Raw genomic sequence first — 21,985 nt, forward strand, 5'->3', positions numbered from 1 at the left:
CCGCCGGTTGGCGATTTCTGCCGCCCCGCGTCCGCCGCCCTCGTAGATATCGGGGAGATCCGTCGCCTTCACGTTGGCCCCGGGCTTGCCTTGCCCATGGCATGCCTTCCTCACCCTCTCGTCTCGCACGGAGATCGCCTGCGGGGCGCGCAGTGCCGCCGGCCACCGATCGGGGCGCCGCGCTGCTCGAGGCCGTCGTGGCCTCCGGCCTCCTGGTGGTCCTGCTCGGCGGGCTGTGGCCGCTCGTCCTCGCCGCACGGAGATCCACGCACGAGGGGCGCACGCGGGCGACCGCGGCCCTGCTCGCCTCGCAACGGCTTGCGGAAGCGGGCACGCTCGCGCACCTGCGATCGGGCCCTGACCTCGTGCGCGACGAGCAGACCGGGCTGGGCGGCGCTGCGGCGTTCGCGCCCGGCGGCACCGGCTTGCGCGAGGTCGACATCGGCGTGCTCACGTCGATCGAGCCGGGGTACAGCGAGTGGCTCGATGCCCGCGGGCACTGGGACGCGGCCGGTCCGGCGCCAGGCCCGGCCGCGCGATTCCTCCGGCAGTGGGCGTTCGTCGCTGGCCCTGAGGGATGCGTGCGCGTGTGGGTCCGTGTGTCGACGCGCCTGGCCGGGACCGAGGCATTCGCGCCGGGTGTGCAGTGCCCGTGGGGAGCACGGCAGCCATGAGGACCAGCGGCCAGGAGGCCGGCACGACGCTGTTGGACATGCTGGTCGCACTGGCGCTGGTACTGGCGACGATCGCGACGGTGGTCGGGGCGTTGCCGCCGTTGTTCGACGTCGTGCAGACCGTGCCGGAACACGCCGACCTGCTGCAGCGCGCACGTGCGACCGACGCGCTCGTGACCGCGGCTCTCGCGCCTGCGGGCGCCGGCGCCGACCTGCTGGGGGAGGGGCCGATCTCGCAGGTGGGACCGGCCGTGTGGCCACGGCGCCTGCTCGGCGCGCCGGATGCCCCGGGCACGGCCTGGGCCGATCGATTCTCGTGGGTGTCGGTGCCCGCACGGGCCGCCCAGGCGCCGGTGATCGGGACCATCGCCGTCGGCGCCACCCAGGTGCCGCTCGCCTGGCATCCGGCCTGCGGCACCCACCCCTCGTGTGGCTTCCGGCGAGGCGACACGGTGTTGCTCTATGGCCGCACCGGCGCGCTGGTCATCGGGTCGGTGAGCGACGCGACGGGCCTCCTCGTGCAACTCGCCACGGCGGTGGACCAGGACATCCCGGCGCCGGCCGTCCTGGCCGTGGTGCAGGTGTCGACGTTCACCTTCGACGCCGCGCGACGCCAGCTGCGCCGCGCCGACGGCGCCGCGCCCAGCCAACCGGTGACCGACGAGGTGGTGTCGCTCCGCGCCCGCTACTACGGGTCGCCGGCGGCACCACGCTCGCCGTCCGTGCCCGGCCTCGAGACCTGCGTGACCGCAGCCGACGGCACGCCGCGCCTCGGCCTGCTCGGGCCCCTCCCGGGGCCGCCCGTGGAACTCGGACCCGCGGACTTCACCGATGGGCCGTGGTGCGGCAGCGGCAGGTGGCGATTCGACGCCGACCTGTTGCGCGTGCGTGCCGTGCGTCTCGCCTGGCGTGTGCAGGCAGGCAGTCCGGCCGTCAGGGGGCGTCGTCCCGAGTGGTTCGCGATACCCGGGCAGGCGCGGCATCCCGCCCAGGAGGTGCATGATGTGGAGGTCGACACGTTCACGGTGCTGCCCAATCTCGCCTGGGGGCAGTGAGAGGGGCGCGGCCTTGCCGGCCGCCTTGTTGCTGTTGGCGTGCCTGGTCGGTGTCACGGGCTGGCTGGTCGGGCATGTCCGCGTGGACCGCGAGGTGGCCACGGCCCTGGCCGACGAGCAGGAGACGGCTCGCCTTGCCGAGGCCGCGACACAGGTGGCCGCGCTCGCGCTCGCCCGCGTGCCAGACTGGTCTCGCGTCGATGTGCTCGCGGTGCCCCTCGACTGCCCGGCATGGCCTGGCGCGGTCGTGCCCCTCGACGACGTCGGCGAGACCACGGCACTCCAGGCCGTGGAGGACGCCGCGAGTCGCTGGCCCGCCGAGACGCCGCGCTGGCGCTTGGCGTGGACCTGTCACGCCCCTGGCGTGTTCTCGCTGTGGCCCACCCGGCCTCCGGCGCCCTCGGTGGCCGTGTGGGTCGCCGATGATGTGGAGGGAGACGATGAGCCTGGGCGCGACACGAATCAGCGCCTCCGCGTGCACGGGGTGGCCGCCGGGCGCGACGGCGCGCGTGCGAGCGCCACGGCCACGATCGGGCGAACGGCCTCCGGGGCGCCGGTCACGCTCCTGGCCTGGCGCACCGGCGCAGGCAGCTGAGTCAAGTTTCTGCGGCCAGTGGCCGATCATTCGGAGGACGCCTGTCTGCGGCACGGTCTGCCGCGGGGTGTGCCAGGGAGGCATGAGATGACTGCTCGAGGCCTGGGCCTGATGGCCTGCCTGATGTTCGGTATCGCGGCGCATCCGGTTGCCGCGCAGTCGCTTGGCGACGTGGCGCGGCAGGAGGCGGCACGTCGGGAGCAGATCAAGGCCAGCGCCAAGGTGCTGACCAACGCCGACCTGCCAGCCTCCGCGGTCCTGGCGCCGGCTGGGGCGCCGGCCGGTCCTGGCGCTCCAGCGTCCGAGGCCACTGCCAGCCTCGTCGACGCGGCCGCCGCGGCGCAGGGCACCGAGGGCGCCGCAGCCGCGGCCGATCAGGCGAAGACCAGGGCGCCTGCGGCCCCCGAGGCCGCGAAGAAGACCGAGCCTGCAGACGATGAGGACGGGTGGAAGGCGCGGGCGGCGGTGGTCAATGGTGCGCTCGCGGCGGCGCGCACGCAGGTTCGCCAACTCAAGGCCCTCGGCGACCGCCTCTCCCTCGAATCGCAGGCCGCCAACCCCGACATCGCCGCCCGCGCCAGTGCCGAGCGCATCGACCTCAAGGCACAGGTGGCCAAGGCCGAGGAGGCGTTCGCGAAGGCGACCGCCGCCCACGAGGCCTTGCAGCAGGAAGCCCGCGCCGCTGGCGTGCCCCCGGCGTGGATCCAGTAGACTGACGGACTCACGGACGGGTGGGGTGGCGAGCGTGCCGGGCCCCCTCGTGTCTGCCTGATTCCCGATGTCAGCCGCACCGCGCGACACGCCAGACGTCCTGCTCGTCGACGACAACGACGACCTGCGGTACGTGCTCGCCACCGTCCTGTCGCGGCAGGGCTACCGCATCATCGAGGCCGCCGACGAGCCGGCCGCCGTCGATGCGCTCCGACTCCACCGCCCCGCGCTGGTCCTGTCCGATCTCCGCCTGCCCACGGGCGATGGCCTCGGGGTGCTGCGCGCGGCCAAGGAACTCGACCCCGCCCTCCCGGTGATCCTCATGACCGGCTATGGCGCCATCGAGGAAGCCGTCACCGCCGTGCGCGAGGGCGCGCTCGACTACCTGCCCAAGCCGGTCGACCACGAGCACCTCCTGCTCATGGTCAGCCGCGCCATCGAGCAGCGACGGCTGGTCACCGAGAACCTGCTCCTCAAGGAGGCGCTGGGCTCGCGGCATGGCGCCCCGACGATCATCGGCGAGCACCCCGTGCTGCTCGACGTACTGAAGAGCCTGCGTCGCGTGGCGCCGACCGAGACCACGGTGTTGCTCGGCGGCGAGAGCGGGACCGGCAAGGAGCTGTTCGCCCGTGCGCTGCATGCGCACGGCGACCGCGCCGACGGGCCGTTCGTCGCGATCAACTGCGCGGCCATTCCCGAGACGCTGCTCGAGTCGGAGCTGTTCGGGCACGAGAAGGGCGCGTTCACCGGGGCCTACGCCCGCAAGCCGGGCAAGTTCGAGGTGGCCCACGGCGGGACGCTGTTCCTCGACGAGATCGGGGAGATGCCCGTCAACCTGCAGGCCAAGGTCCTGCGGGTGCTGGAGTCGCGGAGTTTCGAGCGCGTCGGCAGCAACACGACCCTGCACGTGGATGTGCGCCTGGTGGCGGCGACCAATCGCGACCTGCGGGCCGCAGTGGCCGAGCGTCGGTTCCGCGAGGACCTGTTCTTCCGGCTCTCGGTCTTCCCGATCACGATCCCGCCGCTGCGGGAGCGCGCGAGCGACGTGCCGATCCTGGCGAGGCACTTCGTCGAGCGGTTCGCGCGCGAGCAGAACAAGCGGCCGCCGCACCTGTCGATGACCGCGGTGGAGGCGCTCGAGCGGCATGCCTGGCCCGGCAACGTCCGCGAACTCCAGAACTGCATCGAGCGCGCCGTCATCCTGGCCGAGGGCGACACGATTCACGCGCCGCAGCTCAACCTGGGGGCGGGCGAGATCGTGCGCGATGCGCCGGTGGCACCGCCGCGCGATCCCTGGGACGACATCGACCTGTCGGGCACGCTGCCCGAGGCGTCACGCCGCGTGTTGATGGAAGTGGAGCGCCGCAAGATCGCGCAGGCGCTCGAGGATGCCCGCTGGGATCACGCCAGGGCGTCGGCGGCGCTGCAGATCCCGCCGCGCCTGCTGCTGGCGCGCATCCGCGACTTCAAGCTCGCCCCGAAGACGTGATCGCAGAATCTCCAATTTCAGAATTTCACGACCGACGAGGCCCTGAAAGTCCTGCAATTCTGAAATCTTGAAATCACCGAGGTTCTACAGCCCGAGCGCCGCCAGCCCCTGCCTGACCTGCGCCTCGTCCACGTCGGTCGCGATCGTCGTCTCGCCGATGCGCGTCGGCAGGACGAAGTGCAGCGTACCGGCCACGACCTTCTTGTCGCGCCTGGTCGCGGCCACGATGGCGTCGGGATCGAGGTGCGCGATGGCCGGCAGCGGGCCCATGGCCTCGAGCAGGGCGACCAGCGCGTCGTGCGCCTCGCGCGCCCACGTGCCCCGCGCCACCGCGATGGCCGAGGCGGCCTTCATCCCGTAGGCGACGGCTTCCCCATGGCGCAGGAGCCGGTACTGCGTCACGGCCTCGAGGGCATGGCCGATCGTGTGGCCGAAGTTCAGGATCTTCCGCAGGCCGTCCTCGCGCTCGTCCTTGGTGACGACATCGGCCTTGATGGCGCAGCACTCGGTGATGACCGGCAGCAGCGCCGCCGCGTCGCCGTCGAGCAGCGCCGGCATGGTCTCCTGGCAGCGCGCGAACAACGGCGCCGACGCGATCACGCCGTACTTCACCACCTCATAGAGGCCCGCCCGCAGTTCGCGGCGGTTCAGGGTGCCGAGTACCACGGGATCGACGGCCACGAGCGCCGGCTGGTGGAAGGCCCCGAGCAGGTTCTTCCCGAGGCGGTGGTTCACGCCCACCTTGCCGCCGATGGCGCTGTCGGTCTGTGCCACCACGGTCGTGGGCACGTGCACCAGGCGGATGCCGCGCAGGTAGCTCGCCGCGGCGAACCCCGCCAGGTCGCCGATGACGCCGCCTCCCACCACCACGAGCACGGCCTTGCGGTCGATGCCGCGCATCACGAGGGCGTCGTGCACCTTGCCCATCGTGGCCATCGTCTTGGCCTTCTCGCCGTCGTTGACGAGCACCGGTTCGTCGTCGACGGCGAGTCCGAGCCCGTCGCGGATGGCCTGGCCGTGCAGTCGCCACACGGTCGGGCTGGAGACGACGACGAGACGCGATGCGTTGGGGCAGGCCTCGCGCACGCGGGCGCCGAGCGAGCCGATGAGGCCGGGCGCGATCAGGATCCGCGACACCACGGCGGACCGGGTGTGCACCTCGAGAACAGTGGGGAGCATGATCGAAAACAGGGCGGAAAACGCCGGTGTGCCTGCCGCAGCCGTGGCGAAGGCGGGTGGTAGGATAGCAGGGTCCCGGCGGGGTTGCGGTCCGCGCGGACAGGAGCTGACACCCCACTGGTGACGACCACACCCGATTTCCTGGTACTCGGCAGCGGCATCGCGGCGCTCCGCGCGGCGTTGGCGCTGGCGGGGCGCGGGCGTGTCTGCATCCTCACCAAGGGCGACCCGGGGCAGGGGAGCACCGTGTGGGCCCAGGGCGGCATCGCCGCGGCGATGGGCGATGACGACTCGCCGGCCCTGCACTACGAGGACACGCTGGCGGCCGGCGACGGCCTGTGCGAGCCGGGCGCCGTGCGCATGCTGGTCGAGTCCGGCCCTGCCTACGTGGAGGAACTCCTCGCGTGGGGCGCGGCGTTCGATCGCTCGCCGGACGGACGTCCGTCGCCGACCCGGGAGGCTGCGCACAGCGTGCGGCGCGTGCTGCATGCGGAGGACGCGACCGGGCGCGAGATCAGCCGGGTGCTGCACAAGCAGGTCGCGGCGTCGGCGGCCATCACGCTCGTCGATCACGCCGTGGTCACCGACCTGCTGATCGAGGACGGCCGTTGCGTGGGCGCGGCCTGGTGCGATGCCGACGGGCAGCGCCGCGAGACGCGCGCGGTGGCGACGCTGCTGGCGACCGGTGGCGCGGGACACGTGTTCTCGCAGACCACCAACCCTGCCGTCATCACCGGCGACGGCATGGCGATGGCCTTCGAGGCCGGCGCCGAGGTGGCCGACCTCGAGTTCGTGCAGTTCCATCCGACGGTGCTCGACGTGCCAGGACGGGCGCGTTTCCTCCTGTCGGAAGCCCTGCGTGGGGAGGGCGCCCGGTTGCTGAACGCGCAGGGCGAGGCGTTCATGGCGCGGTACGAGCCGGCCGCGGAACTGGCCCCGCGCGACCGCGTGGCGCGGGCGATCGTGCGCGAGTCGCAACGCACAGGCGCGCCAGTGTTCCTGTCGCTGGCACACCTGACCGACCTGGACGTGCACGCGCGCTTTCCGCAGATCTCCGAGGCGTGCCGCGAGGTCGGCCTGGATCTGGCGCGGGAGCCGATTCCGGTCAGCCCGGCGGTGCACTACGTGATGGGCGGCGTGGTCACCGATCTCGACGGCCGCACGTCGGTGCCCGGTCTGTACGCGGCCGGCGAGGTGGCCTGCACCGGCGTACACGGAGCGAACCGACTGGCGAGCAACTCGCTGCTCGAGGGCCTGGTGTTCGGCGCGCGCGCCGGCGTGGCCATGGGCGAGGCGCCACGGGCGCGCGAGGCGTGGACCTCTGATCGATTGGTCGTGTGCGATCACCCGCTGCCGGAACCGGGCGGGGAGTGGCCGGCCGGGCTCGACGGGGCCGAGGTGCGGGAACGGGCCTGGCGCGACCTCGGGCTGGTGCGCACGCCCGAGGGGTTACGCGATGCCGAGGCGTTCTTCGCGCGGGCCTGGGCGGCGCGCGCAGTAGCCCCGGGCGAGGGATTGGCGGCCGCGCAGGTGCGCAGCCTGGTGACCGTGGCGTGGCTGATGGGCCGCGCCGCGCTGCGCCGGGAAGAGAGCCGAGGCGGGCACTACCGGACGGACTTCCCGGAGCGCCGCGACGACAGGTGGAGCCATCACTGCAGCGACGTGCTGCAGCGCAGATCGGATTGACGAGGATCATGAGCGAGCAGCAGGGCAAGGGGCAGGGACAACAGGGGAAGGGTGGCGCCAAGGGCGAGGCCTTCGTCACGGCGATCACTTCGCAGACCGAGGACTATTCGCGCTGGTACCTCGACGTGGTGCTCCGCGCGGAACTGGCCGACTACACGCCGGGCCTGAAGGGCTGCATGACCATCCGCCCCTACGGCTACGCCATCTGGGAGCGCATCCAGCAGCTGCTCGACGCGCGCCTGAAGGCGACCGGACACGTCAACGCCTACTTCCCGTTGTTCATCCCGGAGAGCCTCCTGATGAAGGAGGCCGAGCACGTCGAGGGCTTCGCGCCGGAAGTGGCCTGGGTCACGCACGGCGGCAAGGAGAAGCTCGAGGAGAAGCTCGCCATCCGGCCGACCTCGGAGGTGATCATCGGCACGATGTACGCCAAGTGGCTGCAGTCGTGGCGCGACCTCCCCATCCTCATCAACCAGTGGGCCAACGTGGTGCGCTGGGAGAAGGTGACGCGGCCGTTTCTGCGCACTACCGAGTTCCTCTGGCAGGAAGGGCACACGGTCCACGAGACCGAGGTCGAGGCCGAGGAGGAGACGCTGAAGATCCTCGGCGTGTACAAGGAGTTCGTCGAGACCGAACTCGCGATGCCGGTCATCGAGGGGCGCAAGAGCGACGCGGAGAAGTTCGCGGGCGCCTCTAAGACCTACTCGATCGAGGCGCTGATGGGCGACGGCCGCGCGCTGCAGGCCGGCACGTCGCACAACCTCGGGCAGAACTTCGCCAAGGCCTTCGAGATCAAGTTCCAGGGCCGCGACAAGGTCGAGCAGCACGCGTGGACGACCTCATGGGGCGTGTCGACGCGCCTCATCGGCGGGCTGATCATGGTGCACGGCGACGACGGCGGCCTCGTGCTGCCGCCCAACATCGCGCCGTACCAGGTCGTGATCGTGCCGATCCCGCGCGGCGACTGGCGCGAGACCGTGCTGCCGCACGCGCAGGCCATCAAGGACCAGCTGGTGGCCGCCGGCGTGCGCGTGATGCTCGACGACCGCGACGCCTACACGCCCGGCTGGAAGTTCGCCGACTGGGAGATGCGCGGCGTGCCGGTGCGCCTCGAGATCGGCCCCAAGGACATCGAGAAGCAGCAGGTGGTGCTCGCGCGCCGCGACACCCGCGAGAAGGCCTTCGTGCCGATGGACGGGCTCGTCTCGCAGGTCCAGGACTGGCTGAAGGCCATCCAGGCATCACTGTTCGAGAAGGCGACGCAGATCCGCGAGGAGCGCACGCACTACACGGAGAGCTACGACGAGTTCAAGACGCTGATGGCGGGGGCGCGTCCGGGCTTCGTGTTCGCGCCGTGGTGCGACGACGCGGCGGTCGAGGCGCAGGTGAAGACCGAGACGCAGGCCACGATCAGGAACTACCCGTTCGTCGCGCCCTCGCACGAGGGCAAGGCCTGCTTCGTCACCGGCCGTCCCGCGACGGTGATGGCCTGCTTCGCGAAGGCGTACTAGAAGGGCTCAAGGCTCAGAGAGCCTCCCGACCCCGACGTTCGTCAGGATGTCAGGAGGCTCTTTGAGCCCTGAGCCCCAAGCCCCGAGCCCCGAGTCACCCCCAGAGCGCCGCGAGGGCTTCCGGCGCGCGCGCGGCGATCTTCTTGATGGCGGCATGGCGCCGCGTGATCTTCTCGCGAGCGACGACCGCCTGGAAGGTCGTCGCGAGCTGCCCGCGGAACCACGCGTTGTCGGTGGCCAGCCAGGCCTCGACCACGGCATCGAGCGCCGACACATCGCCCACCTGCTGCAGGGCCGACAGCATGCCCACGGGCGTGTGTTCCCCGAGTGTCTCCAGCGTCTCTCGCAGGTCGTACACCGCCAGCCGGCTGCCTCGTGCTGCCAGTGCCAGGTGCGCCGTCGCCCGAATCACCCGCCACGCGTCGACCTCGTCGGGCGCCACCGTCGCCTCGTGCGCGCGCGTCCGCTCGACGAGGCGGTGGAGCACGGTCAGCGGGGCCTCGGCCCCGTGCGAGGTGACCAGTTGCCGGAGGTGCTCGGCGTCGCCCGGGAGGTCGCCCGAGGCCGCCGCTTCCAGCACGGCCTCGCCCGACGAGGCACCGCGCTCGGTGGGCGCCGCGCCCGACGCGGCCTGCACGGCCTCGCGGAGCGCCGGGGAGGGGTCCTGCTGCAGGCGCGCCCGCAGCGGCACTACGACGTCGGCCTCGTACTGACCGGTCGCATCCTGCGCGTTGGTGATGGCCTCGAGGGCACGCAGGCGCACGGCGTCGCCCAGCCCCGTGTCGAGGAGGGTGCCCGTGAGCGCATCGAGTGCCGCCGACGCGACCGCGCCGTCCCTGGCGTCGAGCAGCGCGCCCATGGCATCGGCGGCGGCGACCGCGACGTCGGTGACCGTGTGCGCCAGATACGGACGGATGGCCGCCAGCGCCGACGGGTCGCCGATGCGCTCGAGCACGCGCAGCAGGCGGGGGCGATGGGTGTCGTCGACCGCGCCGAGGCGCAGGATGACCGGCCGCAGGGCGGGGCGGCCGAGGATGGCCAGGCGCGCGATGGTCGCCTCCACGCCCACCGGGTCGTGGCTCTCGAGGAGGGCATCGAGCAGCACCTTGGACTGACCGGGACGGGAGGGCACGGCGGGGCGATTGTAACGCTTAACGCGTAACGCCTAACGGCTCGTCATGCCTCATGCCTCATGCCTCATGCCTCATGCCGAAGGGCGGAAGGGCGGAAGGGCAAGGGCAAGGGCAAGGGGGCGAGGCTGAGGCCAGCTCCCAGCTCCCAGCGCCCAGCGCCCAGCGCCCAGCGCCCAGCGCCCAGCCCCTGTTCTGCAGGCGGAAACAGAAAGGGCCCGCACGGCGCAAGCCATGCGGGCCCATTCTGGTGAAGCCTGGGGGCTGTTACTGCGTCACGCGGACCGTGAGGGCGGCGCGGCGGTTGAGGCGGCGCGTTTCCTCGCGGCTGTTGTCGTGCTTGGGCCGCTCCTCACCGTACGTCACGGTGCGGATGCGGTTGGCGCCGATGCCGCGCGAGCCGAGGTAATCACGCACCGAGTAGGCGCGGCGCTCACCGAGGGCCAGGTTGTACTCCGCCGTCCCGATGTTGCAGGTGTGACCCTCGACCTCGATGCGCAGCTCGGGGTTGTCGGTCAGCGCCTTGATGGCCTCGTCGAGGATGCGGGTGGCCTCGGGCCGCAGCGTGTAGCGGTCGAAGTCGAAGTGCACGTCCTCGAAGGTGTAGTCCTTGATGGCCGGCTTGACCACCTGGATCGTCACCGTGTCGGTCACCGTGCCGCCCTTGCCGTCGGTCACCGTGACGGTGCAGGGGACGGGGCCTTCCTGGCCCGGGGCGGTCCACAGCGTCTCGCGGTTGCCGGGCTGGGCGATCGTGCCAGCCGGGCAGGACCACTTGTAGGTGAGCGGGTCACCATCCGGGTCGCTCGCGTCGGCCGTGATCGTCGCGCTCTTGCCAACTTCCACGGTGCACGGGTTGCAGCGCGCCTTGACCGTCGGCGGGCGGTTCTCCTGGACGGCCGGCGGCGGGGGCGGCGGGGGCGGCGGCGGGGCCGGGGTCACGTACGCCGTGGCCACACCCGGGTGGTAGCCGATGCGGAACTGCATCGACACCTTGTCGAGGCCCTCGTTCTCCTGGAAGCGGTACAGGTCGTTACGCCCGTCGTGCTTCAGTGCGTAGGTGACACCGGCGCCGGCGAAGAAACCCTTGCTGCTGAAGTAGGTGGCGCCAATCGCTGCGTCGAGCGGGCTCTTGATGGGCCAGGTGCCCGTGCTCAGCGAGCCGTCGAAGGCGCTGAGGCCGCTCGAGGTGATGGTGTCGTCGAAGTACGCCTCGCCGAACAGCTCCGCCGTCAGCTTCAGGCCACTGCGCGTCGGGAAGCCGAGGCCGAAGCCGTAGCGCAGGCCGTTGCTCTGGTCGGTGCGCTCCGCATCGGCGCGCACGGCCACGCCGGCGTAGCCCGACAGGTCGATGCGCTCGTTGACTTCCTTGCTGACGATGTAGTCGAGGAAGAAGTCGGCCTGGCCGGAGCTGGTGCCCTTGTCGGCCGAGCCGGTGGGCAGCTTGACCATCGCCTTGAGGGCCATCGCCACCGGGGCGCCCTTGGCCTGGGAGGTGAGGGCCACCTTGCCGCCGACGTGGATGTCGCCGAACGTCGAGCCCGACCACCCCTGCCTGACCAGCGGGTACTCGTTGTTCGGGCCGCCGGCCTCATTGCCGGGCACGAAGACCGGACGGATGTCGCGGTCGATACGCGTGACCGCCGACACCGCCGCGAACAACTCGGCGCGTCCCCCGACGCCATACCCGAAGGTCAGCGGGAACATGCCGATGTTCGTGAAGCCTTCCTGGCGATCGAAGTTCGTGTAGTAGGCGCTGGCCGACCAGCGACCCGCCGGCAGCACCTCGCCGAGCGGCACGAACCAGAGACCCGTATCGCCCTGGAATGTCGGGGCGGCGCTGCGGGTTTCGGTCACCACCAGGCTCGCGGCCGGCGCGGGCGTGGGCGCCGCCGGCTGCTGCGCGAACCCTGCAGGCGCAGCCATCGCCAGACCCATCGTGGCGGCGAGACCTACCCTGAAGAGGCGTGTCATGTGCGTGTCCTCGAATTTCTTCTGCTGAAACGAACCTTCATGCGAGATGAAGCTACCGGGTATATTACTGGGGCGCATAGGCAGCCGTCAAACGCATCGGTAAGTTTATCGGGACATTGACCGGCGTCGAGTAGTCCCGGCGCGCAGGTCAGGCCTCGGCCGGCGGCGTGCGCTTCTGGAACACCCAGGCGACGACGATGCTGAAGGCGTACAGCACGAACATCGGCAGCGCGAGCAGGAACTGTGACACGACGTCCGGGCTCGGGGTCACGACGGCGGCCACTACGAAGATCAGCAGGATGGCGTACTTGGTGTTCCGGATGAGGAACATCGGGGTGACCAGCCCCACCCGCGCCAGGAACATCACCAGCGTCGGCATCTCCGCAACCGCTCCCATGCCGAGGGCCATCCGGACGTACAGCGAGAACACGGGCTCGATCCGCGGTGCGAACTCTACCGTCTCGGTGGAGAAGCTGGCGAAGAATCGCCACATGGCGGGGAAAATCACGTAGTGCGAGAACAGGGCGCCGCCGATGAAGAACACCGTCGACATCATCACGAACGGGATCGCGAACCGCTTCTCGTGGGCGTAGAGCCCCGGCGCGATGAAGGCCCAGACCTGCCAGAGCAGCACCGGCAGGGCCAGCATCAGCCCGACCAGCGCCGCCATCTTCATCTGGATCATGAAGGCTTCGGTCGGGTCGGTGTAGATGAGCTTGCCGCCCGACGGCAGGATGGCCTGCAGGGGCTTCATGATGAAGTCGAAGATCGGGCCGATGAACACCACGCCCACGACGAATCCGACCAGCACCGCCAGCAGCGACTTGATCAGCCGCTGACGCAGTTCGTCGAGGTGCTCGAGGAACGACATCTTCCCGCCGATGCCTTCGTCCTCCTCGTCCTCGTCGAACGGGCGTGGCGGCGGGCTAGCGGGAACGGGCGAGAGCGACATGCGGAGGGCCGGGAATCCGGAAGCCTAGAGATTGGCGCCGCGCGGCGTCGTTTCGGCGACCGGCGGGCGCGCCTCGTCCTGGGCGCGGTCGTACAGCTCGTCGCCCGTGTACGGGTCGATGACGGGGGACGGCTGGGTCTCGCCGTCGACCACCGGCGCCGCCACTGCGGCCGGCACGGCAGCCGCTGCCGGAGCGGCCTTGGGAGTCCGCTCCTTCTCTTCCTCGACCCTGATTTCTTCCTCGAGCGAGTTGCGCAACTCGTTGGACGCGCGCTTGAACTCCGCCAGGCTCTTGCCGAGCGACTTGCCGAGTTCGGGCAGCTTGCGCGGGCCGAACACGATGAGGGCGATGACGAAGATGATGACCAACTCCGGCATGCCGAGGGAACCGAACATCTTGCGCTCCTGAGTGGGGTCCGGGACCGACCCTAGATCAATCCGGGTAGTGCTTGGACCGTCCGTCGATTATAGGGACGCCGTCGACGAGGGGTCAATCGACGCGACGCCCGTTCGTCACGTCGGCGTTGGGAGGTGCCAGACCTGCATGATACGCTGCAAACATGCAGAAAAGCCGCGCGCTTCCGGCGGTCCTGTTCGCCGTCGCCGTCTCCGCGCTGGTCGGCGGCGTGCTCGGCCGTCGCGCCCAGGCGACCGCGGACCCGCTGACCGACCGCTACCGTGTGTTCACGGCGGCGCTGGCCGCGGTGGAACAGGAGTACGTCGAGGACGTCGAGTCGGACCGGCTCGTCTACAGCGCCATCACCGGCATGCTGCAGACGCTCGACCCGCATTCGAGCTTCCTCGATCCCCGCGCGTACGCGCAGTTGCGTGAACGCCAGGAAGGCCGCTACTACGGCCTGGGCATCTCGATCTCCCCGATCGACGGCGACATCACCGTGATGTCGCTCTTCGAAGGCTCGCCCGCCTACAAGAAGGGCATCCGCCGCGGCGATGTCATCGCCCGCATCGAGGGGCAGGACACCAAGGGCTGGACCAGCGATCAGGCCGTCAAGCAGTTGCGTGGCCCGAAGGGCACGCAGGTGAAGCTCGGCCTCCGCCGTCAGGGCTACACCGAGCTGATCGAACTCGGCGTCGAGCGCGACGAGGTCAACATCCCGACGCTCAAGGGCGTGTTCATGGTCGGGCCCGAGACCGGCTACGTCCGCCTCAACGATTTCTCGGAGACGACCGACCGCGACCTCGGGCAGGCCCTCGAGACGCTCAGCGCGAAGGGCATGAAGCGCCTCCTCCTCGACCTGCGCGACAACCCGGGCGGGCCGCTGGATCAGGCCATCAAGGTCTCCGATCGCTTCCTGCCCAAGGGCGACATGGTCGTCTACACGCGCGGCCGCACCCGTAACTCCGACCAGGACTACCGCGCCGCTGATGCGGACGACTTCGGCACCATGCCCATCGTCGTCCTGGTCAACAGGAACAGCGCGAGCGCCTCCGAGATCGTCTCGGGCGCGCTGCAGGACCACGACCGCGCGTTGATCGTCGGCGAGAAGACGTTCGGCAAGGCCCTCGTCCAGTCGGTCTACCGCATCAGCGAGGGGGCCGGCCTGGCGCTGACCACGGCGCGCTACTTCACGCCGAGCGGTCGCCTCATCCAGCGCCCCTGGGACGGCACCTTCGACGAGTACCTCACGTACTCGCTGCGCGAGCAGAAGGCCGACGAACCGAACGACCCGGCCAACCTGAAGCTCACCGATGCAGGCCGCAAGGTGTACGGCGGCGGCGGGATCCAGCCCGACAAGTACATCGCCGGTCCCGTCGAAGGGTTCAACCCGTCGCGGTTCGGGCGCACGCTGTGGGCGCGCCAGATCTTTGCCGACTACGCCGGGCGCTACACCGCCGAGGGCGACACCCGCATCAAGACCAGCGCACAGACCCGCACGGTCAGCCGCGGATTTGCCGTCGACGACGCCATGGTGGCCGATTTCAAGGCGTACCTGGAGTCGCGGAAGGTCCGGATCGACGAGGCCGCCTTCACGGCCGACAACCAGTTCATCCGCGCCATGATCCAGTACGACATCGACCTCGCGCTCTTCGGCGTCGAGGAAGCGCGGCGCAACCTCCTCGCCCGCGACCCGCAGGCCCAGTTCGCGCTCCAGCAGTTCCAGGAAGCGGCACGACTGCCCCACCTGAAGGGCGGCTCGACCGCGTCGCGCCAGGCGCCGTAACCGCCCGCTCCTCAGTGACTTCCCGCGGCCGGAGCTCTGCTCCGGCCGTTTTGCTTTTGCGCAGGATCTAGTGGGTCGTGGGGGCGCTTGCCCCAATTAGTAGTTGCCTGCTAGACTCCGTCGCCTGTTCCACCCGCGTACCGGCCGGTCCTCGTACGCGGTAGCCCCGTGCCCTGAAGACATGCGCCTCAATCGTCTCGAAATCAACGGCTTCAAGAGTTTTCCCGACCGCGCCGACCTGGCGTTCGACCTGGGCGTCACCGCCATCGTCGGGCCCAACGGCTGCGGCAAGAGCAACGTCGTCGACGCCATCACCTGGGTGCTGGGTGAGCAGAGCGCCAAGAGCCTCCGCGGCGAGCGGATGGAAGACGTGATCTTCGCCGGCAGCGACGCGCGCAAGCCGACGCACACCGCCGAGGTGAAGCTCAAGATGAGCGGCGTCATCTCCCGGGTCGGGCTCGAGGACCACCCGCAGAAGAAGACGATGGCGCAGGAGCTCGAGGAGTCGGCCGAGACGCTGACCGAGGACGTCGTCATCGCACGGGACGTCGAGGTGGCGCGCCGGCTGTACAGGTCGGGTGAGAGCGAGTACCTCGTGGACGGGCGCGTCGTGCGCCTGCGCGACGTGCAGGACCTGCTGATGGACGCTGGTCTCGGCGTCAAGGGCTACGCGGTCATCGAGCAGGGCAAGATCGGCCAGATCCTCGCGGCCAAGCCCACCGAGCGCCGGCAGCTGATCGAGGAGGCCGCTGGCGTCACCAAGTACAAGTCGCGTCGTCGTCAGGCCGAGCTCAAGCTCGAGGCCGCCCAGCAGAACCTGACGCGCGTCGACGACATCATCTTCGAGCTCGAGAAGCAGCGCGGGTCCCTGAAGCGGCAGGCGTCGAAGGCGCGTCGCTACCGCACGCTCCGCGAGGAACTGCGGCAGTGGGAGAAGCTGCTGTTCGGCCAGAAGTACCAGGCCCTGCAGGCGGCCATGGCGTCGGCGGTCGAGCGCCTCGAGCAGGCGCGTGGCCACGAGGCCGGGCTGTCCGGGCGCGTCGCCGAGGTCGAAGCCGCGCTCGAGCGGCTGCGGATCGAGCTCACCGAGGCCGACGCGGCGGCCAACGCGGCGCGCCAGGCGGCGCACGCCAAGGAACTCGAGAGCGGCCGGCGCCAGCAGCAGCTGGAGTTCGACCTGCAGCAGGTGCAGACGATCGGTGCGGCGCTCGTCGGGATGCTGGACGAGATCGGCCGGCTGAAGGAGCGTATCGGTCCCGCGCACGACGAGCTCGAGGCACGGCGTGCCGGCAGCACGCAGGCGGATCGGGAGCGCGACGAAGCCGCGGCTCGCGTGAAGGAAGAGGACGTCGCCGTCCAGCGTGCGGCCGGGGAGATCGCGGCGCTCGAACAGGCCGTCGAGAAGGCCCGCGGCGAACTCTACGCGGGCATGACGCAGGTCAACACCCTCAGGAACGCCATCGAGCGGGCCATCGAGGCGCGCGACCGCATCGCGCAGGAACTCGGCCGCCTCGAAGTCGAGAGCGACGACCTGCGCGTCGAGCAGGAAGCCGCGCTCACCGAGCGCGAGCGCGCCAGCAGCGCCCTGCGCGAGGCGCAGGCGGCGCTCGAGCAGGTGCGCAACGCGCGCGTTGCTGCCGATGCGGCGCTCGGTGCCGGCCGCGTCGAGCGCGAGTGGCGCGAGCGCGAACTGCGGACACGCGAGCGCGAGTTGTCGGCGCTGCAGGCGCGCCTGCAGTCCCTCGAGGAACTCGACGCTGCGCGCGCCGAGTACGGCGAAGGCGCGCGCCTGTTGCTGGCGTCGGGCGCCGACGTGTTCACCCACCTCGGCTCGGTCGCCGATGCGCTCGAGGTCGACGGCGAATACGAGACGGCGGTCGCGGCGTGCCTCGGCGAGCTCGTGCAGCACGTGGTGGTGCCCGACCTGGCCTCGGTGCAGGCCGGCCTGGCGCTCGTGCGTGACCGCGATGCCGGCCGCGTCGGCTTCCTCGTGGCCGACGACGTGATGCCGGCCGAGCCCGTGGCCCCGCCGGTGCCTGGCGTGCGATCGCTGCTCGACGTGGTGCGCGTGAACGGCCCCGCCGCGACCCATGTGCGCGCCGTGTTGCGCGATGCCTGGCTGGCCGAGTCCGCGGCCCAGGCGCGCGAGGCCGCGCGCTACGTCGCCGGCCCCGTCGTGACGCCGCAGGGCGACGTCTACCGTGGCGCCAAGCTGGTGTCGGGCGGCGGCAAGGCCGACGCGCGCCAGATTCTGCACACGAAGGCCGAGATCAAGGGCCTGCGTGAGCAGGTGCAGCAGGCTCACGGCGATCTCGAGCGGCTCGCCGCTGACCTGACGGCCGCCGAGGCCGTGATTGCCCGCGTTGCCGCCGATATCGCCACGCTCACGTCCGAGCAGGTCGGACACGAGAAGTCGATCGTCGGCCTCGAACTGCAGGTGAACCGTGCATCCGACGAGCGCGATCGCGTCGCGCGGCGGATGGAGCTGATCGACAACGAGCGTCGGCGCGCCCAGGAAGAGCGCGCGGCCCTCGAAGCGCGTGAAGCCGAGGCGCGTCGCTCCATCGAGGATCTCGAGGTCGAGCAGCAGTCGCTCAGCGACGAGCTCGCCGATGCCCAGCGCCGGTTGCTCGACGGGCGTGAGCGACAGGCCTCGATCGGTCGTCGCGCCGCGGAGGCCCGCGCGACACACGCGGCGCTCGTGGAGCGCGCCTCTGCCCTCGGCCAGGACGTGCGCCGCCTCGAGGATGCGTCGGCCGACCTGCTCCAGCGCATCGCGGCGCGGCAGGCGGAGGTCGACGCCTCGACGACGCGTCGTACGAACCTGGAAGGCTCGATCTCCGCGCTGCGCGCGGCCATCGACGACGACCTCGCCGCCCTCGACGACCTGAAGCACCGGGTGATCGAGGCCGACGAGGCGGTGGCGGCCGTGCAGGCCGCGTTCGGCGAGCACGAGGCCTCGGCCCGCGAGGCCCGTCGAGGCCTCGACGACGTGCGCTCGATGGCGACGTCGCTCGAGATCGCCCGGGCCACGGCGGAGGCCGACCTCGGCCATCTCGCCGAATCATGTCGTGAGGCTCTCGACCAGAGCCTCGAGGAAGTCGCCGCGGCCGTTGCGGAGATGCTCGCCAACGAGCAAGACCTCCCCAGCGCCGCATCGGTCGCGGCGGCCGAACGCGCGGGCGCCGACGAGGACGCCGTCGACGCCAGCGCCGACGCCGCGGCCGAGTCGGGCGCCGCCCTGGCCGAGACCGCCGGTGCCGACGCCACTGCCGAGTCGGTGGCGGAGCCCGCGCCTCCGGTGCTCAGCGCCGAGCAGGCGATCACGCGTCTCAAGGCGCGCATTGCCGCGCTCGGTGCCGTCAACATGATGGCCATCGAGCAGTTCGACGAGCTCGAGCAGCGTCACGGGTTCCTGACCGGCCAGCGCAAGGACCTCATCGACGCCATCGCGTCGACCGGCGAGGCCATCTCGCGCATCGACAAGACCACGCGCGAGCGCTTCGCCGAGGCGTTCGCGGCGGTGAACGCCAACTTCGAGGTGATGTTCACCACGTTGTTCGGTGGTGGTCGCGCCGGGCTCGTGCTCCTCGATCAGGAAGACGTGCTCGAGAGCGGCATCGACATCGTCGCGCAGCCGCCCGGCAAGCGGCTCCAGAACGTCCAGTTGCTGTCGGGCGGCGAGAAGGCGCTGACGGCGATGGCGTTGATGTTCGGCATCTTCAAGTACCGGCCGAGCCCGTTCTGCCTCCTCGACGAGATCGATGCGCCGCTCGACGACGCCAACATCGGCCGCTTCGTGGAGATGCTGCGCAGCATGCAGGACCACACGCAGTTCGTCCTCATCACGCACCATCGCAAGACGATGGAGATCGCCGACCGCCTGTACGGGGTCACGATGGAAGAGCCGGGCGTGTCCAAGGTGCTGCGGCTCGACTTGACGCACTGATTCAGGCGGCAGGCTGCAGGCCTCAGGCTGCCTGTGGCCCGTCGCCTGCGGCCGCTTCCCCGTGAACGAAGACAAGGGCACCCGCTATCGTCGCGCCGAGCGCGGGCTCATGCTGCTGGAAGTGGCTGCGGCAGGCGCAGTGGTGCTCGCGGTGGCCTGCAGCCCGGCGCCCGTCGCCATCGCCGCCTGGATTCGTGCCGCCAGCGGCCTCGACGCTGGTCGCATGGGTCCGCCTGGTGTCCTTGATGGCCTGATGGCGGCGGCCGTCCTGGCCGTCACCCTCGGGCTGGCGGCGCTCGCGGCTTCGCCCTTCGCCAATCGCCGGCATGGCGTCCTCGCCTCCCGCTACAACCTGCCCGTCGTGTCGCCTCTGTCCCTCGTGCGTGAGCGGATCCGGCACGGGGCCGTCGTCGTGGTGGCGGGTGCCGGTGCCTGGTGGCTGTTCGCGCGGCTGGCGCACATGACGACATGGTTGGCTGGCATCGGGACGGCGGCCGGCGTGCTGGTGGCCGCCGCCGTGGTGATGCTGCTGGCGCCGTGGCTCATCCTGCTGTCGCCGCGCGTGCGCCCCGTGCGCGACGAAGCGGTCTCGGGGCGACTGCATGCGCTGGCCTCGCGCGCCGGCCTGCGCCTGGCCGGATTGCACGAGTGGGTGTTCGACGCCGAGGGCGATCATGCCAACGCCGCGCTGGTCGGCGTGGTCGGACCGAGACGGCTCCTGCTCTCCGACACGCTCATCGCCGGCTGCCCGCCCGAGGAGATGGAGGCGGTCGTGGCTCATGAGCTCGGGCATCACGCGCACGGCCACACCTGGCTGCGCGTGCGGGCACAGGCGGTCGTCGTCGTGCTTGCCGCGCTTGGCGCCCAACTCTTCGCGGCTGGGCCTGCCCGGTGGGTGGGCGGTACCGTAGGCATCACCGACCCGGCGTCGGTGGCCTGGATGCTGGTGGGGGCGGGGCTGGCCTGGCTGGCGGCGCGGCCGTGGCTCCTGGCGCAGTCACGCCAGCACGAGGCCGAGGCCGACGCCTTCGCGCTCGGCCTCACCGGCCGGCCCGACGTCCTCGAACGGGTGTTGGCCCGCCTCGGCGCGCGCAACCTCGCGAGCGAGGAGGACTCGCTGCTGACCCGTGCGTTCTTCCTGACGCATCCGCCGATCCCGACGCGCATCGCCGCGGCGCGCCGCGCCGCGAGGCCGGAGCTCTGACCCGGACGGGCGCCGCTTGCCTGCGGCTGCGCCCGGAGCCATGCTCTCTCGGCCTCGAGCTCTTGGGCCCCAAGCCCCAAGCCCCAAGCCCCAAGCCCCAAGCCCCAAGCCCCAAGCCCCAAGCCCCAAGCCCCAAGTCCTGAGCCATGCTCTCTGAGCCCTGAGCCCTGAGCCTGCCACCATGCTGACCCGCCGCGCCTTCACCGTCACGTCTCTCGCCACGCTCCTCGGCTCGCGCCTGCACGCCCAGGACGACACCATCTATGACGAGTCGAAGGTGCCGGCCTACACGCTCCCGCCGTTGCTCGTCGACGACGCGGGTCGGCCCCTGCGCGCTGCGGCGGACTGGGGCCGCCGTCGCGTCGCACTGCTCGACACGTTCGCCGCGCAGCTGTACGGCCGCACGCCGGGCGGGTTGCCGGCGTGCACGGTGACCCAGGTGGATCGGCCGGTGCCCGTGCTCGATGGGCGCGCGCTTCGGCAGCAACTGCGGCTGGACTGGCTGGGGCGGGCCTCCGTGGACGTGCTCGTCTATCGTCCCGCCCACGAGCGGCCGGTGCCGGTGTTCATCGGGCTGAACTACTACGGCAACCACGCCGTCGATCCCGACCCGGCCATCCTGCTGAATCGGCGCTGGATGCGTGCCAGCGAGCCGAACGCCATCGTCGATCATCGAGCGACGGAGCGGTCGCGCGGCACGACGGCCCTGCGCTGGCCGATCGATCTCGTGATCGCGCGCGACTGCGCGGTGATGACCGCCTACTACGGCGACTTCGCGCCCGACGATCCGTCCGTGGTCCGCGATGGCATTGCGCCGCTCGCCGATGGGCTGCAGGACCGCATCCCCGTCCGCGAGCGGTGGGGCGCGATCGGCATGTGGGCGTGGGGGCTGTCGCAGATGCGCGCCGCGGCGAGCAGCGTGCCGGGACTGGATGCGACCAGGGCCATCGTCATCGGGCACAGCCGGCTCGGGAAGGCGGCGTTGTGGGCGGGCGTGCAGGACGAGGCGTTCGCGATGGTGGTGTCCAACGATTCCGGATGCGCCGGTGCGGCGCTGAGCCGCCGCATCTACGGCGAGACGATCGCCCGCATCACCTCGAGCTTCCCGCACTGGTTCTGCGGCAACGCGGCCTCATGGGCCAATCGCGAGGCGGAGATGCCCGTGGATCAACACCAGTTGCTGGCCCTCGTCGCGCCGCGGGTGTTGCACGTGGCCAGTGCCATCGACGACCGGTGGGCCGATCCGCGTGGGGAGTTCCTCGCGACGCAGTCGGCTGACGAGGCCTGGCGCTTCCTCGGCGGCACAGGGCTCGGGCCGGTGACGGACATGCCGACTGTGGACACGCCCGTCGGCCAGCGCGTCCGCTATCACGTGCGCACCGGCGGCCACGACATCAACCGCTACGACTGGACGCAGTACGTGGAAACCGTGAGGAGCACGCTGCACAAGTGACAAGGGACGAGGGGACCAGTCACAAGGGCGTCAAGGGACGAGGGACAGGGACCACAGGGACGAGAGACAAGAGCGGGAAGAGACGTCGATCAGCTCGCGTCATCGTTCCGCCGAGCGTGCGGTCCTGGTCCGTGTCGCTCGTGGCTGGTCCCTTGCGTCCTGTTCCCGTGTCCCTTGTACCCCTTGTGACTTGCGTACTCGTCCCTTGTCCCTGGTTCAGCCGTGCCCTACCGGACGATG

The 21,985-nt window shown here is 70.9% G+C and carries 16 protein-coding genes; 11 read left to right on the plus strand and 5 right to left on the minus strand.

Annotation, left to right across the window (positions count from 1 at the left end; genetic code table 11):
• Positions 1-152: 152 nt before the first annotated feature.
• The 5 genes from ACIRDX_RS03580 to ACIRDX_RS03600 all read left to right on the plus strand — a co-directional run bounded on the left by ACIRDX_RS03580 (position 153) and on the right by ACIRDX_RS03600 (position 4,524).
• Positions 153-674 carry a hypothetical protein gene (locus tag ACIRDX_RS03580; protein ID WP_396624025.1) on the plus strand — a complete coding sequence of 174 codons (522 nt, stop codon included), beginning with the start codon at positions 153-155 and terminating at the stop codon, positions 672-674.
• The gene (locus tag ACIRDX_RS03585; RefSeq protein ID WP_396624026.1) at positions 671-1,729 is read left to right on the plus strand and encodes a hypothetical protein; all 1,059 of its coding nucleotides are present in this window, start codon (positions 671-673) and stop codon (positions 1,727-1,729) included. Before ACIRDX_RS03580 ends, ACIRDX_RS03585 begins: the two co-directional genes overlap by 4 nt.
• Before the next feature lie 13 nt (positions 1,730-1,742).
• The gene (locus ACIRDX_RS03590; protein WP_396624027.1) at positions 1,743-2,324 is read left to right on the plus strand and encodes a hypothetical protein; all 582 of its coding nucleotides are present in this window, start codon (positions 1,743-1,745) and stop codon (positions 2,322-2,324) included.
• Positions 2,325-2,411: 87 nt separating this feature from the next.
• Positions 2,412-3,035 carry a hypothetical protein gene (locus ACIRDX_RS03595; RefSeq protein ID WP_396624028.1) on the plus strand — a complete coding sequence of 208 codons (624 nt, stop codon included), beginning with the start codon at positions 2,412-2,414 and terminating at the stop codon, positions 3,033-3,035.
• A 67-nt stretch (positions 3,036-3,102) separates the two neighbouring features.
• Positions 3,103-4,524 (plus strand): sigma-54-dependent transcriptional regulator, encoded by a 1,422-nt coding sequence (locus ACIRDX_RS03600; protein WP_396624029.1) that lies wholly within the window; start codon positions 3,103-3,105, stop codon positions 4,522-4,524.
• Between the two features lie 84 nt (positions 4,525-4,608).
• Here the strand turns inward: ACIRDX_RS03600 and aroB are convergent, their stop codons facing one another.
• Positions 4,609-5,703 carry a 3-dehydroquinate synthase gene (gene aroB, locus ACIRDX_RS03605; RefSeq protein WP_396624030.1) on the minus strand — a complete coding sequence of 365 codons (1,095 nt, stop codon included), beginning with the start codon at positions 5,701-5,703 and terminating at the stop codon, positions 4,609-4,611.
• A gap of 120 nt (positions 5,704-5,823) precedes the next feature.
• Here aroB and nadB point away from each other — a divergent pair, with 120 nt between their 5' ends.
• Positions 5,824-7,389: an L-aspartate oxidase gene (gene nadB / locus ACIRDX_RS03610; protein WP_396624031.1), complete on the plus strand. Its 1,566-nt coding sequence runs from the start codon at positions 5,824-5,826 to the stop codon at positions 7,387-7,389.
• 8 nt (positions 7,390-7,397) lie between these two features.
• A complete protein-coding gene (proS, locus tag ACIRDX_RS03615) occupies positions 7,398-8,900 on the plus strand; it encodes a proline--tRNA ligase (protein WP_396624032.1) in 1,503 nt (500 codons plus the stop codon).
• A gap of 94 nt (positions 8,901-8,994) precedes the next feature.
• Here proS and ACIRDX_RS03620 read toward each other — a convergent pair whose 3' ends face one another.
• From ACIRDX_RS03620 to ACIRDX_RS03635, 4 genes are all read right to left on the minus strand, one after another.
• Positions 8,995-10,032: a hypothetical protein gene (locus ACIRDX_RS03620; protein ID WP_396624033.1), complete on the minus strand. Its 1,038-nt coding sequence runs from the start codon at positions 10,030-10,032 to the stop codon at positions 8,995-8,997.
• A 265-nt stretch (positions 10,033-10,297) separates the two neighbouring features.
• Positions 10,298-11,956 (minus strand): OmpA family protein, encoded by a 1,659-nt coding sequence (locus tag ACIRDX_RS03625; protein WP_396624034.1) that lies wholly within the window; start codon positions 11,954-11,956, stop codon positions 10,298-10,300.
• 196 nt (positions 11,957-12,152) lie between these two features.
• On the minus strand, positions 12,153-12,956 hold the full coding sequence (gene tatC / locus ACIRDX_RS03630) for a twin-arginine translocase subunit TatC (protein ID WP_396624035.1): 804 nt from the start codon (positions 12,954-12,956) through the stop codon (positions 12,153-12,155).
• 24 nt (positions 12,957-12,980) lie between these two features.
• On the minus strand, positions 12,981-13,352 hold the full coding sequence (locus ACIRDX_RS03635) for a TatA/E family twin arginine-targeting protein translocase (protein WP_396624036.1): 372 nt from the start codon (positions 13,350-13,352) through the stop codon (positions 12,981-12,983).
• A gap of 164 nt (positions 13,353-13,516) precedes the next feature.
• On the opposite strand from ACIRDX_RS03635, the gene ACIRDX_RS03640 reads away from it, so the two are divergent.
• From ACIRDX_RS03640 to ACIRDX_RS03655, 4 genes are all read left to right on the plus strand, one after another.
• Positions 13,517-15,139, plus strand: a complete 1,623-nt coding sequence (locus ACIRDX_RS03640; protein WP_396624037.1) for a S41 family peptidase — start codon at positions 13,517-13,519, stop codon at positions 15,137-15,139.
• Positions 15,140-15,320: 181 nt separating this feature from the next.
• Positions 15,321-19,088 (plus strand): chromosome segregation protein SMC, encoded by a 3,768-nt coding sequence (gene smc / locus ACIRDX_RS03645; RefSeq protein ID WP_396624038.1) that lies wholly within the window; start codon positions 15,321-15,323, stop codon positions 19,086-19,088.
• Between the two features lie 61 nt (positions 19,089-19,149).
• A complete protein-coding gene (locus tag ACIRDX_RS03650) occupies positions 19,150-20,292 on the plus strand; it encodes a M48 family metallopeptidase (RefSeq protein WP_396624039.1) in 1,143 nt (380 codons plus the stop codon).
• A 181-nt stretch (positions 20,293-20,473) separates the two neighbouring features.
• On the plus strand, positions 20,474-21,745 hold the full coding sequence (locus ACIRDX_RS03655) for an acetylxylan esterase (RefSeq protein ID WP_396624040.1): 1,272 nt from the start codon (positions 20,474-20,476) through the stop codon (positions 21,743-21,745).
• Positions 21,746-21,985: the final 240 nt, after the last annotated feature.

This window comes from Luteitalea sp. (genome assembly GCF_044337415.1).
Classification (GTDB): domain Bacteria; phylum Acidobacteriota; class Vicinamibacteria; order Vicinamibacterales; family Vicinamibacteraceae; genus Luteitalea.

What these genes read in the sequence shown, in the direction of transcription:
- ACIRDX_RS03585 (WP_396624026.1), top strand. Translation starts at nt 671, where the DNA reads ATGAGGACCAGCGGCCAGGAGGCCGGCACGACGCTGTTGGACATGCTG.
- ACIRDX_RS03635 (WP_396624036.1), bottom strand. Translation starts at nt 13,352, where the DNA reads ATGTTCGGTTCCCTCGGCATGCCGGAGTTGGTCATCATCTTCGTCATC.
- tatC (WP_396624035.1), bottom strand. Translation starts at nt 12,956, where the DNA reads ATGTCGCTCTCGCCCGTTCCCGCTAGCCCGCCGCCACGCCCGTTCGAC.
- ACIRDX_RS03655 (WP_396624040.1), top strand. Translation starts at nt 20,474, where the DNA reads ATGCTGACCCGCCGCGCCTTCACCGTCACGTCTCTCGCCACGCTCCTC.
- ACIRDX_RS03640 (WP_396624037.1), top strand. Translation starts at nt 13,517, where the DNA reads ATGCAGAAAAGCCGCGCGCTTCCGGCGGTCCTGTTCGCCGTCGCCGTC.
- ACIRDX_RS03600 (WP_396624029.1), top strand. Translation starts at nt 3,103, where the DNA reads ATGTCAGCCGCACCGCGCGACACGCCAGACGTCCTGCTCGTCGACGAC.
- smc (WP_396624038.1), top strand. Translation starts at nt 15,321, where the DNA reads ATGCGCCTCAATCGTCTCGAAATCAACGGCTTCAAGAGTTTTCCCGAC.
- aroB (WP_396624030.1), bottom strand. Translation starts at nt 5,703, where the DNA reads ATGCTCCCCACTGTTCTCGAGGTGCACACCCGGTCCGCCGTGGTGTCG.
- ACIRDX_RS03595 (WP_396624028.1), top strand. Translation starts at nt 2,412, where the DNA reads ATGACTGCTCGAGGCCTGGGCCTGATGGCCTGCCTGATGTTCGGTATC.
- proS (WP_396624032.1), top strand. Translation starts at nt 7,398, where the DNA reads ATGAGCGAGCAGCAGGGCAAGGGGCAGGGACAACAGGGGAAGGGTGGC.
- ACIRDX_RS03625 (WP_396624034.1), bottom strand. Translation starts at nt 11,956, where the DNA reads ATGGCTGCGCCTGCAGGGTTCGCGCAGCAGCCGGCGGCGCCCACGCCC.